This is a genomic window from Pseudomonas sp. Rh2 (genome assembly GCF_040762985.1).
GTDB classification, from domain to species: Bacteria; Pseudomonadota; Gammaproteobacteria; order Pseudomonadales; family Pseudomonadaceae; genus Aquipseudomonas; species Aquipseudomonas taiwanensis.
Genome location: NZ_CP142890.1, coordinates 3604903 through 3617749, shown reverse-complemented (window position 1 = coordinate 3617749; position 12847 = coordinate 3604903). Strand labels below are relative to the sequence as shown.

Below are 12847 nucleotides of genomic sequence, written 5' to 3'. Positions count from 1 at the left end.
GACTGGGGGGCTTTGATCGGCTATTTCGATTGTTTGCGCGCGGTCCAGTAGTGGCGAGCGGTTTCGAAGGCCTCCTCCCGCGATTGTCCAAGCCCTCGCAACGCCAAGGCCATCGTCGCGACCACGGCCATTTCGCCATAGCTGTCCTGTGCCTCGCCCCGCCATACCGTCATTAGATGTTCCGGTTGCAGGCTGGCTGGCTTGACATGACGGCGCTCACTGAGTGCCGGCCATTCCTCGTCCCATGCCTCGCCGGCGGAGGTGCCGTACAAGTGGCTGATGACATCGGGGTTGACCTCGATTTCGCCTCCATCGCCCTTGATGACCACGGCATGGTCGCCAAGCAGGCGGCTGGCCTCGCGATGCACGGCCTGGTAGCCGGGGTGGAAGATGCTCTGCAGGCCACAGCGGGCACCCAAAGGATTGAGCACCCGGGCCAGGGAGTGAATCGGTGAGCGTAAGCCAAGGGTGTTGCGCAGGTCGATCATGCGTTGCAACTGGGGGGCCCAGTCTTGCAGTGGGATGAACGCCAGTTGCTGCTGGTCCAGGGCACTGGACACCGCTGCCCAGTCGCGGCACAGCGGAATGTGCAGCAGGTCGAGCAGTTGCTCGGTGTACAGACGTCCGGCAGTGTGCGCGCCGCCGCCGTGCAGCAGGATGCGCACACCGTTTTGGGCCAGGCATTTGGCCGACAGCAGGAACCAGGGCAGGTGGCGCTTCTTGCCGGCATAGCTGGGCCAATCCAGATCGACGGCCATCGAGGGTGCTTGCAGGTGTGCCCGCAGGGCTTCGGTGAAACCGGCCAGCTCCTCGGCACTTTCTTCCTTGTGCCGCAACAGCATCAGGAATGCACCCAGCTGAGTGTCCTCGACCTGGCCTTCGAGCAGCATGGCCATCGCGGCGCGGGCTTCCTCACGGGTCAGGCTACGGGCGCCGCGCTTACCCTTGCCCAGAATGCGTACGAATTCGGCGAAAGGGTGCTCGGCCGGGGTTTGCAGAGTGAGTGGGCGCGGGCTGTTGGTCATCGGCTCGGTCATATACAGTTGGTCGGCTTGGGCAGGCCCGCCAGCTTGGCGGCGAGTTTGGCGGGCGTGCCATTGAACAGGCGGTTCAGGTGCGGGCTGTTGCCCTTCTCCGGGCCCAGCTTGAGCGCGGTGTACTTGATGAGCGGGCGGGTGGCGGGGGACAGCTGGTATTCCTCATAGAACTGACGCAGCAAAGCGAGGATTTCCCAGTGATCCGCGGTCAGGGAAATGCCTTCGCGGCTAGCGAGGGCTTCGGCAACCGGCTGCGACCAGTCTTGCAGGTCGACCAGGAAGCCGTCTTTGTCCAGGGCGATGTCGCGATCACCGACAGTCAGGGTACTCATAGCCAGCTGTTGACCTTGTCATATTCCAGCGAAAGCGCGACGAAAGCCGGGTAATCGACAGGCTTGGCCAGGTCGCTATCGAGGGCGCGCGCCTGCAGGTCTTCTTCGAGGGCGAACAGGCGTTGTCCGAGGCCGCTGGCCTGCAGCGCAGCATAGGGTTCGCTGCCCGGGCGCAGGGCGTACACCGCGTCGCCGCACAGCAGCAAGCCATCCCCGGCACCCAGCAGGCGCAGGCAACTGTTCAGGCGGTCATCGCCAAAGGGGGAGTGGGCAATAACATGCAGGGTCGTCATCAGAGGGTCACCACCAGGTCGAAACGGGCGATCAGTTCAGCAAGGGCCTCGTCTTCCATTACTTGCACTGGCAGCGCCAAGGCTTGGTCGCTCAGGCCGCGCCGGTTCAGGCTGTGGCCGCAGGCGAAAAGCGCTTCGACACCGAACATCGGCAAGGCCTGCAGGTTGGCGGCAAGATTTTTTTGCTGCACGGTGGACGGTTGCTGGCCTGGGGTGAGCTGGAACACGCCATCGTCGAGAAACAGCATGGCCAATGGCAGGTCGAACGCGCCGCCGGCCAGTGCAATGTCCAGCGCCTCTCGGGCCGAGGGCCCGCTCCAAGGTGCCTGGCGGCTGATGATCAACAGGGACTTGCTCATCTCAGTCGCCTCCGAAGCAGATCAGGCGATCGGCGAGCTGAGCGGCCTCGTGCAACTGGCCCAGGCCCGACAATGCCCAGGGTTTGGGCAGGTTGACCGCCGGACGCTGGTACCGGTTGGCTTCGGCATCGTCGAGCACGCCGCGACGCAGGGCGGCGGCGATGCACACCACGGCGTCGAGCTGGTGTCGCTCGACGAAGGTGCGCCATTGGCCGGCCAAGTCCAGTTCATCCTGGGGTGCGACGATATTGGCCGAGGCGCTGTGCACGCCATCTTGGTAGAAAAACAGTCGGACAATTTCATGCCCGCCCGCCAACACCGACTCGGCAAAGCGCAGGGCGCGACGCGAGGAGGGCGCGTGGGCCGGGGAAAACACCGCAATTGCGAATTTCATGGGCAACTCGTGTAAAGGAATGACGCCATGATAATGCAAAACAGCCCGCACCTGTTGGGGCGGGCTGGGCCCTGTGGCGGGTTCTAGAGGCTGTTCAAAACCGCGCCTTGCTTGGCCATCCACTTGAGCAGTGCAGTGATCGGCACGCTGCGATGAACCTCGCGGCAGTGCGGACGGCCTTGTGCGGTGCGATGCTCCCGGTAGCGGCTCACGATCAGGTGTTGGCCATCGTCGGACACCCTGGCTTGCAATTCATGCAGCAGAACGGACTCCGATGCGGCACGTTCCAGGCGTCTGAACAGCAACATCGACGCATTGGCTGGGTCACTCATCGCCTTGCTCCCGGCAGCTAGGAACCCACGCAATGTGCTTGCCGGCCTTGCCCTCGGCCACATAGTGGGCGCGCACCATCGCGGTGTAGTCGCGCACGGCGCGGTAATAGTCCGGCGCCTCTTGCAGCACGTCGGTCAGCGCAAGCGCCTGGGCGCGTCCTGCCACTGCGCCACCGGTCATGGCAACGGTGTTCAGGGTCTGGACCGTGTCGCTGTTGTCGCCGAACGGGTCGATGGCCAGGCTCAGTACGCGTCCCGTGGCGTCGCGCAGGTTATGCGAGCCCAGCAGCGGCAGTTCCACGATAGGCCCGGCACCGATGCTCCAGACGCCGAAGGTCTGGCCAAAGTCCGCGCTGTGGCGCTCCAGGCCCATCTTCCCGGAAACGTCGATCAGGCCGGCCAGGCCGAAGGTGGTGTTGAAGATGAACCGCGACAGGGTAGTCATCGAGCGTTCGACATTGCCTTGCAGCAAGTCGTTTACCCATACCTTGGGTTCACCGAAGTTGGCGACGAAGTTGTGCACGCCCTGCTGGGCGGCTTCGGGCAGTTGGGTATAGCCACGGGCGACCGGCGCCGCGATGTAGTCATCGACGCCTCGGTTGAAGGCAAACACCGCGCGGTTGGCCGGCTCGGCGGGGTCACTGATCTGGTAGCGGGGGTCGCTGCACGCGAGGGTCGTTGAAGCGGCCCGTTGGCTACAGCCCCCGGCGCTGAGCAACAGGAGGGCCAGCAGCGCACTGCGGGCAGATGCCGATAGCAAAACAGAAGCAGACATGGATGCATTCCTGACGAGAACGGGTGCAGATGCTGCGGGTGCTTTTTTGCCTGGGCATGTCCGCTTTGTCTCCGTCCTGATGCATTGTTTCCGGGTTGAAATATATGACGGCACCGGTCGGATGGTCTTAAATACGCCATCTTGCCTATTCCCGTGGTGCCATTGTGTGAGTCATTTGCTGATTGTCGACGACGATGTCGAAGTGCTGGACCTGCTGCAGAAATTCCTCCGCCAGCACGGCTATGACGTGGAGGTGGCCAGCGATGGTGCAGGCCTGTGGCGGGCATTGGCGCGACGGGTACCGGATCTGGTCATCCTCGATGTCATGCTGCCCGGCGAAAGCGGCCTGGTGTTGTGCCAGCGACTGCTCGCCGAGCACCAGTTGGCAGTGATCATGCTCACCGCCATGGGCGAGCTGAGTGATCGCGTGGTAGGGCTGGAGCTGGGCGCGGATGACTACCTGACCAAGCCGTTTGCCGCTCGTGAGCTCCTGGCCCGGGTCAGGGCGGTCTTGCGACGTGCCGGTGAAGCCCCGGTGCCGGCGGGCAATTCGCGCACGATTCTTGAATTCTCGGGCTGGCAGCTGGACGTGGTGAGGCGCGAACTGCGCTCTCCCCAGCAGGTGATGATACCGCTGTCCAATGGCGAGTTCGAATTGCTGTTGGTGTTCGCCGAGCACCCACGGCGAGTGCTGAGCCGTCAGCAACTGCTCGACCTTGCGCGCGGTGAGACGCATGAAGCGTATGACCGCAGCGTCGATGTGCAGGTCAGTCGCTTGCGTCGCAAGCTGGAGACCGATAGCCAGGTCGAACCGCTCATCCGCACGCTGCGCAACGTCGGTTACCTGTTCACGCCAACGGTGGTAAGGCGGTGAAGGCAAGGGCGCTAGGCCGTCAGAAAGGGTGGCGTCCCCGCATCACCATCACCCGCTGGATCGCGATGACGACGCTGGTCGCGATGCTGGCTTTGCTGGCCGTGCGTGGCCTGCTCAGTCTCGTGCTGGAAACCTGGGCGCAACCGCCCTTGCTGCAAAGCGGAATCATCGAGCGAATCGCTTCCGTCACTCGCATCCTCGACGTCGCGCCTGTGGAGCAGCGCGCGACGATTGCCCAAGCGGCCGGTGACACTACCTACCGCGTGCAATGGCTGCAGCGGCATGCCGACGCGGGTATCCCCAGGGTGAGGGATGCAGGCTTTCCCGAGGGCGAGCCGATCTTGCGTGCGTTGCTGGGTCGGCCCGATGCCAGGATCGAAGCCTACGGGCCACCGAACCTGCCGCCCGAGCTGGCGGGGCAGGGTTATGCGCTGATGATCGAGTTGTCGGATCGTTCATGGGTGGTGTTTCGCGCTCCCTCGCGCAATTGGGGGCTGGATGAGTTGCCCCGCTACCTGATAATCCTCGTACTGATGCTGGCGTCCAGCGTTGCCGTGGCCGTGCTGGCTGGCCGCTACCTGGCAAGTCCACTGGAGCGCTTTGCCGAAGGTGCGCGGCGATTCGGCAAGGACTTCAACGCACCGCCCATTCCGGTGGTCGGCCCCCATGACCTGCGCCAGGCGATACTCGCGTTCAACGCCACGCAGGCGCAACTCAAGCATTTTCTCAATGACCGCACGCAGCTGCTGGCCGCCATTTCCCATGATCTGCGGGCGCCGTTGACACGGATGCGACTACGTGGCGAGTTCGTCGAAGACAGCCAATTGCAGGCGAAGCTGTTCAAGGATGTGGACGAAATGGAGTCCATGGTCAACGCCGCACTCGAGTTCTTCAGGGACGATGCGCGGTTCGAGCAGACCACAGCATTCGACCTGGGCGAGTTGCTGCAGACGGTGGTGGACGATTACAAGGATGCCGGTGTGGAGGTGGCTTTCGACGGCCCGCGTCACTGGGTTTACGTCGGGCGGCCGATTGCGCTCAAGCGAGTGCTGGTCAACCTCATCGACAACGCCGCCAAGTATGGCCGGGAGCCGAGGCTTGAATTGCGCGTGAGCGCTGATGAGTTGCAAATCCAAGTGCTCGACCGTGGGCCAGGCATCGCCCCGCAATTGCATGAGCAGGTCTTCGCGCCGTTCTTCCGTATCGAAGGCTCGCGTAACAAGACTACCGGAGGGGTGGGGCTTGGGTTGGCGACGGTGCGTGCGATCGTGCTTGAGCAAGGGGGGAGCGTAACCCTGACCAACCGCCCAGAGGGTGGGCTGCAGGTCAGGGTCACGTTGCCGATCGATTGATCAGAGCCCCAGGTCGCTGAGGCCTGGGTGATCGTCCGGACGACGGCCCAGTGGCCAGCGGAATTTGCGCTCCGCTTCGGCAATGGGCATTTCGTTGATGCTGGCGTGGCGGTTCTGCATCAGCCCGTCCTCGGCGAACTCCCAGTTCTCGTTGCCGTAGGCACGGAACCATTGGCCGCTGTCGTCGCGGTACTCATAGGCGTAACGCACTGCAATGCGATTGCCGGTGAACGCCCACAGCTCCTTGATCAGGCGGTATTCCAGTTCGCGGTTCCATTTGCGGGTCAGGAAGGCCTGGGCCTGTTCACGGTTGGTGGCGAACTCGACGCGGTTGCGCCAGCGGGTGTCCGGGGTATAGGCAAGCGCGACCTTCGCCGCATCGCGGCTGTTCCAGCCGTCTTCGGCGAGACGGACTTTTTCGATGGCCGAGGCCTGGGTGAACGGTGGCGGTGGAGGACGGGACATCGTGGTATTCCTCTAATGAAGGGAAGGAACGGATCTGTTGGCGACGATGTGTGGCCATTTCGTCGATCGGCACGATGAAGGCTACTATTGCGCACGCTGGCGGAGAATCCGCGCGACCGGCACTTCATAGTTGCGGCCGGTGGAATAATGCGCGGTTGCTTGCGAGGATGACCAGCCGGGGCTGCGCGGGTAACGCAGCCCCCGCCAGCCGTTTACGCGGCGTCGCTCAGGGAGGCCTGGCCGGCCTTGCCACGCTGGCCAAGCCAGACCAGCAGCAGCCCGGCGCCTGCCAACAAACCACCCGCCATGGGCACTGCAGCGTAGCCCAGATCCACGCTGATCACCGCCCCACCCAATGCCGCACCCAACGCATTACCCAGGTTGAAGGCGCCCACGTTGATGGACGATGCCAGTCCTGGCGCCTCGCTGGCGGCGATCATCACCCGCATTTGCAGCGGTGGGACCACGGCGAAGGTGAACACCCCCCAGATCAGCAGGGCGGCAGCGGCGCCGACATGGCTGGCCAGCACCAGGGGCATCAGCAGCATGATCACGGCCAGCACGCCCAGGAAGATTTTCGCCGCCCCGTCCAGCGACCAATCGGCCAGGCGTCCGCCGAGGCTGTTGCCAAAGGTGAAACCCACGCCGATCAGCACCAGGGCGAGGGTGACGAAGGCGTGCGAGGCCCCGGTCAACTCGGAAAGTACCGGCGCTACGTAGGTGTATAAGGTGAACATGGCGCCTGCGCCCAATACGGTGGTGGCCATGGCCAGCAACACGCTGGGGCGGGCAATCACTGCCAACTCCTTGCGCACGTGAGGCACACTGCCGCGTTCACCTTTGGGCAGTGCATACCACAGCGTCGCCATCGCCAGCAGGCCGAGCACGGCGGTGCCAGCGAAGGCCATGCGCCAACCGACCTGCTGGCCCACCCAGGTGGCGGCGGGCACGCCACCGATGTTGGCGATGGTCAGGCCCATGAACATGGTGGCCACGGCACTCGCTTGCTTGTCCTTGGGTACGACACTGGCGGCCACCACTGCGCCCAGGCCGAAGAAGGCACCATGGTTGAGGCTGGTGACCAGGCGCGAGGCCAGCAGCGTGTAGTAGTCCGGCGACAGCGCCGACAACAGGTTGCCCAGGGTGAAGATGCTCATCAGCCCCATCAATGCGGCACGCTTGCCGAAGCGGCTGAACAGCAGGGTCATGATCGGTGCACCGACCATGACGCCCACGGCGTAGGCGGTAATCAGCATGCCCGCGCTGGGAATGCTGACCCCAACGCCGTCAGCGATCACCGGCAGCAGGCCCATGGGGGTGAACTCGGTGGTTCCGATGCCGAATGCGCCGATGGCGAGGGCGAACAGAACCCGTTTGGAGGAAAGCGTGCTCATCGGCAGCTCCGGTTTGAAAATAGGGAAGATCGCAGGTGAAACGGTGTCGTCTGAAAGCGAGCGTGATCACTGCAGGAACGGGCTTGCCCGCGAACACGGGCACTGCCCGCGCCACCCACTGCGCAGCGTGCTTCGCGGCCCAGCCCGCTGCTGGTTTCAGTCCCAGGCGGGCGCCAGGTTGTCCGGGCTGACTTCTCGGCCGTTGCGCTCGAGGGTAGCGATGCGCGCCATGTCGCCATCGTCCAGGCGCAGGCTGCGGGCCAGCAGGTTGCTTGCCAGGTTCTCGCGCTTGGTGGACGACGGTATCACCGCATATCCCAGTTGCATGGCCCAGGCCAATGCCACCTGTGCCACGGTGGCCTTGTGCTTGTTGGCGATCTCGGACAGTACCGGGTCTTTCAAGACCTTGCCGTAGGCCAGTGTCATGTAGGAAGTGACGGTAATACCCTGTTCCTTGAGGAACGCCGCGAGCTTGCGGTTTTGCAGGTAAGGACTCAGTTCGATCTGGTTGGTGGCGATCTCGCCTTTGCCGACCACCTCGATTGCCTGTCGGGTCAGCTCGATGTTGAAGTTGGAGATGCCGATCTGGCGGGTCAGGCCCAGTTTCTTGGCCTCGGCCAAGGCCGTCATGTATTCGCTCGGTTCGACACCGTTGCCGGGGGCCGGCCAGTGAATCAGCAGCAGATCGACGTACGCGGTGCGCAGTTTGCTCAGGCTTTCGCGCAGGCTGGGAACCAGCTTTTCGGCGCTATAGTTCTCGACCCAGATCTTCGTGGTGATGAACAGCTCGTCACGAGGTACGCCGCTCTTGGCGATGGCCTCGCCGACCTCGGCTTCGTTCTTGTAGATCTGCGCGGTATCGATCACCCGATAGCCCAGCTCCAGGGCGGAGGTGACCGAGTCGATGACGGCCTGGCCGGTAAGACGGAATGTGCCGAGGCCGAAGGATGGAATGCTCATGTAGGCTCCTGATCAATGAAGTTCGTCGTTGTTGCCAGTGGCGAGCAGTGTGCGGGTTTCCCGGGAAATGATTAAGGGCATGCGCGGCCAAGGATATTTGACTTGCAGTCACGAATCGCCGGTGCATCACATAAGTAGTGCTTGGGTGGAGCGGTAGCCTGTTTAGCTTGGGTTTTCACCCAAAGGACCGCCTCCATGACCTTCGAACCCTCCCCACCACACGATGTCGACTCCCTGATCGCCAGCAGGTTGCCGGAATGGCTCACCGCTGCCTCGCTGGATGATCTGAGCAGGTTGCGTACGAGTTTGTTGCAGCAGCAACGCATCCAGCACCAACTGGCGGCTCGCTTCGCCAGGGTGGCGCCTTTGGATACCTTCGGCGAAGCGCTGCTTGGGCAGGCATTGGCAGCGCGCGCGTGGCCGCGAACGGATGTCCGCAGGGCCAAACTGCGCCACACCCGGATCGTGGTTCCCGCACAGGGCGCTCCGGGCGCATTGGGCCGGCGCGTGGAAGAGGTCAGTGAGGTGACTTTACTGGCGGCTGCGCTGCAGAATTTCGCCGAACACGAAACAGCGCCGTCCGGCGCGCTGCACACCTCGGTGATCGTCGATGCGCAGGATGAGCCGTTGGCGCTGCAACCTGCCGCCTTCATGCAGCTTTGCCGCGAGGTGGATGTTGGCGATGCCTATCAACGCCACCTCGATGAGGTTATTGCGAGGCCGGCCGACATGCGCCAATTGCTGGAAGAGGGCGCCCGTGCGGCGCTGGAGGCCTCCGTGCGCCTGGCCCTGCTCAGTGGCGGAATCGACCGGGCAACCTACTACTCGCTGTTGCCTATCATCTCGGTGGCGCCCATCGTCGGCCCGAATTCCGGGCGCGCCGTGCCGTTCGACTTTCGCGTGCTCGGCAAGCGAGTGCGTGGTGGCGTGGCATTCGAGATTCGCCATGGCCTCCAGTCGGATGCGCCGCTGCAGGGGGTAGTGCTGTGGGTTCTGGACGATCCGCATGGCGCGTTGCAACGCTTCGACACCTGGGCGGCCCTCTGGCAGGGGCTTGGGCGGCGTTTCAAGGCGCCGGACTATGCGGCCTTCTTCGCGCGGTTCATCAGTGAGCGCGACCGTCCAGGGTTCGTCCAGGCACTCGATGGCTTGATCCGAAGTGCCGCAGGCCATGGGGCGATCCAACTCGATGGCCGCAGCCACCGGATCAATGCGCCGTTGTTTCGACATCTGCGCGAGGTTCGCGTGGACACGATGCTGGACGATGCAGCGCTTCTGGCTGTCCCTAGCGCGCAGGCGGCCAAGGCCGAACGCGAGCAGCGAATGTCCGAATACGCAAACGCAGGCCTGAACGTACTGGGGCTGGCTAGCCTGTTCGTGCCAGCCCTGGGCCTGCCCCTGTTGGGCATCGCGGCCCTGCAGATCGCCGATGCGGTCTTCGAAGGCTATGAGGATTGGCAATTGGGTGACCGGGAAGGGGCCTTGAAGCATGTGTGGGGTGTGGCCGAAAACGTAGCCGCAGGCATTACCCTGGCTGGCGCTGGACAGGTTGCGGCCAGGCTGATCGAGCGTTCTGCCCAGGTGGACAGGCTGGTTCCGGTGCTGACGGCTGGCGAGCAGGTCCGGCTGATCGACCCCAGCCTGCCGGGCTACGCAGTGCCTGATCAGGACGTGGCGGTCGGTGAACGCACCCAGGTGGCGGGCACGACGAGGGTGCGTACCCTGCAGGCGACTTATCAGGTACGTGAGGAGCACGGCGGTTTTCGCATCCAGCACCCTCGCAGGTCGTCTGCGTACTCGCCCTGGCTCGATGATAACGGTGAGGGCGGCTGGCGCCATCAGTTGGAAACGCCACGGGACTGGCAGGATCCGCACTACCTGATGCAGCGGTTGGGCAGTGAATGGGCCACACTCGACCGGCAGACAGCCGAACGGGTCATGCATATTGCCGGTTTCGACGAGGACCGGCTGCGCGAGTTGCACCTGGAGCATGCGCCTGCACCTGCGCGTTTGTGGGATGCCTTGCAGCGCTACCAGTTGCACGAGCGCCAGCCTGGCCTGATCGGCGAGGCGTTCGAGCAGCACTTCGCCGCGATGCAGGCCGCACCGACGCCAGCTGCCCAATTGTTGCGTAGGGATTTTCCGGGCTTGTCGGCGCGCGCCGCGCAGGAAATCGTCGAGCACGCCGGCACGCAGCAGATCGAAACCCTGGTCAACAGCGGCCGTGTTCCGTTGCCGCTGGCCACCCAGGCGCGTTGGGCGCTGCGCGACAGCCGCCTGGATCGGGCTTGTGTCGGTTTCTACCAGGCGGACGCGATCAACCCTGACAGCGAACGCTTAGCACTGGGTTTGATTGACCATTGGTCAGCCTGGCCGGACACGCTGCGCATCGAAATTCGCCTGGGCGGCGTCGCTGGAGAGCTTCGAGCGCGCAGCGCTGCCCAGGATGCCACGCAGGTGGGCTACATCATCAAACGTGGACAGGGCTACCAGGCAGTGGATGGCCATGGCACCGGGTTGCCTTCGGCGCAGGTGGACGACAGCTTATTCAAAGCGTTGTGGCTGCAGTTGGTCGATGCCCAGAAACATGACTTGGGGGAGGCGGGCCGCTCGCCCGAGTCCTTGAGCCAGGCCCTTGCCCTGAGGGCCTCTGACCAACGCGAGCGGGCCGCTCACCTGCTGGGCATGGCGCCGAGTGCTCTGGGAGTGCGTCCGCCGGTACGCCTGGGTGATGGCCGGCTGGGCTATCCGCTCAGTGGCGGGGAGATTGGCTGGCTGCCAAGGGGCGAGGCAGTCAATGCCGGCGCTGCCCAGGCGCGCCAGTCGATTCGTGCCGGCGTATGGCACCTGTTTCCGCACCGCTCTGCCGCGGACATCCACTGGCTGATTTTCCAGTTGGCGCGAAGGCCCGGGCAGTCGATCTGGGTTGCCTTCAGCGAACTGGCCAGGCAGGTGGATAGGCTGGAGTCGAGCCTCAGGGCCTGGCGAGGCGTGTACCTGGACCCTGCGTACCGCAGTCGGCAACAAGCGGGGCAGTTGATTCGCGAGGCTTGGGAGCCGGAGTTTTTCGGGCCGCATGGTGTCAGCGAACTGGTGGTGCGCAACCTGCCCATGGGCACCTGGCCAGAGCTGCCAGCGGACCTAGCGTTCAAGCACATACACCGGTTGAGCTTGGTCAATGTGGCCCTGAAGTCGCTGGATGACGCATTTCTGAGTCGCTTCCCCAACCTGCGCCAGTTGCAACTGGGCGGCAACAAACTGGTCGGCGTGCCCCGGCTTGATGGCATGAGGCATCTGAACACGCTCGATTTGCAGTTCAACAAACTGACGGCCATCGACGGTGTGGGGCAACTTACCGGCCTGGCCGAGTTGATCGCCAACGACAACGAGCTGGTTGCATTACCTGGGTTGGGGGGCCTGCAGCGGTTGACGCGGCTGGATCTACAGCGCAACCGCTTGGCTGATGTCGAGGGTTTGCAACAGATGACCCTGTTGACTCGTCTGGACCTCAGCGACAACCGACTGATCCGGTTGCCTGATTCGATTCACAGACTCGTGCGCGTGCAGTACCTGAGCCTCAGTGGAAACCGATTCGAAAGTCTGCCTGCCGGGATCGAGCAGATGACAGGGCTGCTCGAGCTGGACCTTTCTTATAACCAGCTTGCCGAGCTGCCAAAAGGGCTGGGAGAGCTGAGCCGACTCAGGCAGTTGAATGTAGGCGACAACCGCTTGATCCGTGTGCCTGGGGACCTCGCCAAGCTAAGCCAGCTGAGCGTTCTGGACCTGCGTGACAACCAGCTGACCGCCATTCCCGAGGGTTTGGAGCGCTTGAGGAAACTGCAGGAGTTGTACCTGACAGGCAACCAGATCGTCATAGATGGGCCGGGTGCCCAGCGCCTGGAAGCGTTCAGTGCACTGCGAACCCTGCACCTGGGGGGCAACCCGATCGGCACTGTTCCCGCGCTGCGCAACCTGGATCACCTTAGCCACCTGTCGTTGCGCGCCACTGGCCTGACCGAGCTGCCGCTCGCTTTCCTCGAACGTCATCCTGACCTGTATGTCGACCTTGCCGAGAACCTGATCGTCGATCTGAGTCAGCAGGCGCTGCAGTGGATTCGAAATCACCCGACCCGACTGAATCTTTTTCGTAATCCGCTGGATGTTGAAGCCATGGCCCGGTTGCAAGCCGTCCAGTTGCAACTCGATACGCTCAGTCGACAAGGCCGCAGCCACGCTTGAAGAAGCGGCCTGCGGAAATGCAACGGCCCGCCAAGGAGGCG

General features: G+C 63.6%; 13 protein-coding genes. 3 read left to right on the top strand and 10 right to left on the bottom strand.

Annotated elements, in window-relative coordinates:
• Window positions 1-20: 20 nt before the first annotated feature.
• The 7 genes from VXM67_RS16355 to VXM67_RS16325 form a co-directional block, all read right to left on the bottom strand.
• Window positions 21-1037, bottom strand: a complete 1017-nt coding sequence (locus VXM67_RS16355; RefSeq protein ID WP_023381084.1) for a glycosyl transferase family protein — start codon at window positions 1035-1037, stop codon at window positions 21-23.
• Window positions 1034-1369: a TusE/DsrC/DsvC family sulfur relay protein gene (locus tag VXM67_RS16350; RefSeq protein ID WP_023381083.1), complete on the bottom strand. Its 336-nt coding sequence runs from the start codon at window positions 1367-1369 to the stop codon at window positions 1034-1036. The genes VXM67_RS16355 and VXM67_RS16350 overlap by 4 nt, the downstream gene beginning before the upstream one ends.
• A complete protein-coding gene (gene tusB, locus VXM67_RS16345; RefSeq protein WP_023381082.1) occupies window positions 1366-1662 on the bottom strand; it encodes a sulfurtransferase complex subunit TusB in 297 nt (98 codons plus the stop codon). The genes VXM67_RS16350 and tusB overlap by 4 nt, the downstream gene beginning before the upstream one ends.
• Complete coding sequence (gene tusC, locus VXM67_RS16340; RefSeq protein ID WP_027907071.1) at window positions 1662-2021, bottom strand: sulfurtransferase complex subunit TusC; 360 nt, start codon at window positions 2019-2021, stop codon at window positions 1662-1664. The genes tusB and tusC overlap by 1 nt, the downstream gene beginning before the upstream one ends.
• 1 nt (window position 2022) lies before the next feature.
• The gene (gene tusD / locus VXM67_RS16335; RefSeq protein WP_027907070.1) at window positions 2023-2415 is read right to left on the bottom strand and encodes a sulfurtransferase complex subunit TusD; all 393 of its coding nucleotides are present in this window, start codon (window positions 2413-2415) and stop codon (window positions 2023-2025) included.
• Window positions 2416-2498: 83 nt separating this feature from the next.
• Window positions 2499-2747 carry a hypothetical protein gene (locus tag VXM67_RS16330; protein ID WP_023381079.1) on the bottom strand — a complete coding sequence of 83 codons (249 nt, stop codon included), beginning with the start codon at window positions 2745-2747 and terminating at the stop codon, window positions 2499-2501.
• Window positions 2740-3522, bottom strand: a complete 783-nt coding sequence (locus VXM67_RS16325) for a VacJ family lipoprotein (protein WP_027907069.1) — start codon at window positions 3520-3522, stop codon at window positions 2740-2742. Before VXM67_RS16325 ends, VXM67_RS16330 begins: the two co-directional genes overlap by 8 nt.
• A 166-nt stretch (window positions 3523-3688) precedes the next feature.
• Between VXM67_RS16325 and VXM67_RS16320 the strand changes: the two genes are divergently transcribed.
• On the top strand, window positions 3689-4396 hold the full coding sequence (locus VXM67_RS16320) for a response regulator (protein ID WP_023381077.1): 708 nt from the start codon (window positions 3689-3691) through the stop codon (window positions 4394-4396).
• Between the two features lie 65 nt (window positions 4397-4461).
• On the top strand, window positions 4462-5748 hold the full coding sequence (locus tag VXM67_RS16315) for an ATP-binding protein (RefSeq protein WP_023381076.1): 1287 nt from the start codon (window positions 4462-4464) through the stop codon (window positions 5746-5748).
• On the opposite strand, the gene VXM67_RS16310 is transcribed toward VXM67_RS16315, so the two are convergent.
• The 3 genes from VXM67_RS16310 to dkgB all read right to left on the bottom strand — a co-directional run bounded on the left by VXM67_RS16310 (window position 5749) and on the right by dkgB (window position 8567).
• A complete protein-coding gene (locus tag VXM67_RS16310; protein WP_367237168.1) occupies window positions 5749-6213 on the bottom strand; it encodes a DUF1348 family protein in 465 nt (154 codons plus the stop codon).
• Window positions 6214-6425: 212 nt separating this feature from the next.
• Entirely contained in the window at window positions 6426-7607 is a 1182-nt protein-coding gene (locus VXM67_RS16305) for an MFS transporter (protein WP_023381074.1), read from the bottom strand.
• Window positions 7608-7763: 156 nt separating this feature from the next.
• Window positions 7764-8567 (bottom strand): 2,5-didehydrogluconate reductase DkgB, encoded by an 804-nt coding sequence (gene dkgB / locus VXM67_RS16300; protein ID WP_023381073.1) that lies wholly within the window; start codon window positions 8565-8567, stop codon window positions 7764-7766.
• Between the two features lie 195 nt (window positions 8568-8762).
• On the opposite strand from dkgB, the gene VXM67_RS16295 reads away from it, so the two are divergent.
• Window positions 8763-12806, top strand: coding sequence for a leucine-rich repeat domain-containing protein (locus tag VXM67_RS16295; RefSeq protein WP_315694366.1), 4044 nt, complete (start codon window positions 8763-8765; stop codon window positions 12804-12806).
• Window positions 12807-12847: the final 41 nt, after the last annotated feature.

Excerpts from the sequence above, each read along its gene's own strand:
- tusB (WP_023381082.1), bottom strand. The coding sequence starts at position 1,662 with ATGACGACCCTGCATGTTATTGCCCACTCCCCCTTTGGCGATGACCGC.
- VXM67_RS16305 (WP_023381074.1), bottom strand. The coding sequence starts at position 7,607 with ATGAGCACGCTTTCCTCCAAACGGGTTCTGTTCGCCCTCGCCATCGGC.
- VXM67_RS16350 (WP_023381083.1), bottom strand. The coding sequence starts at position 1,369 with ATGAGTACCCTGACTGTCGGTGATCGCGACATCGCCCTGGACAAAGAC.
- VXM67_RS16355 (WP_023381084.1), bottom strand. The coding sequence starts at position 1,037 with ATGACCGAGCCGATGACCAACAGCCCGCGCCCACTCACTCTGCAAACC.
- VXM67_RS16315 (WP_023381076.1), top strand. The coding sequence starts at position 4,462 with ATGACGACGCTGGTCGCGATGCTGGCTTTGCTGGCCGTGCGTGGCCTG.
- dkgB (WP_023381073.1), bottom strand. The coding sequence starts at position 8,567 with ATGAGCATTCCATCCTTCGGCCTCGGCACATTCCGTCTTACCGGCCAG.
- VXM67_RS16310 (WP_367237168.1), bottom strand. The coding sequence starts at position 6,213 with ATGTCCCGTCCTCCACCGCCACCGTTCACCCAGGCCTCGGCCATCGAA.
- VXM67_RS16295 (WP_315694366.1), top strand. The coding sequence starts at position 8,763 with ATGACCTTCGAACCCTCCCCACCACACGATGTCGACTCCCTGATCGCC.
- VXM67_RS16330 (WP_023381079.1), bottom strand. The coding sequence starts at position 2,747 with ATGAGTGACCCAGCCAATGCGTCGATGTTGCTGTTCAGACGCCTGGAA.
- VXM67_RS16325 (WP_027907069.1), bottom strand. The coding sequence starts at position 3,522 with ATGTCTGCTTCTGTTTTGCTATCGGCATCTGCCCGCAGTGCGCTGCTG.
- tusD (WP_027907070.1), bottom strand. The coding sequence starts at position 2,415 with ATGAAATTCGCAATTGCGGTGTTTTCCCCGGCCCACGCGCCCTCCTCG.
- tusC (WP_027907071.1), bottom strand. The coding sequence starts at position 2,021 with ATGAGCAAGTCCCTGTTGATCATCAGCCGCCAGGCACCTTGGAGCGGG.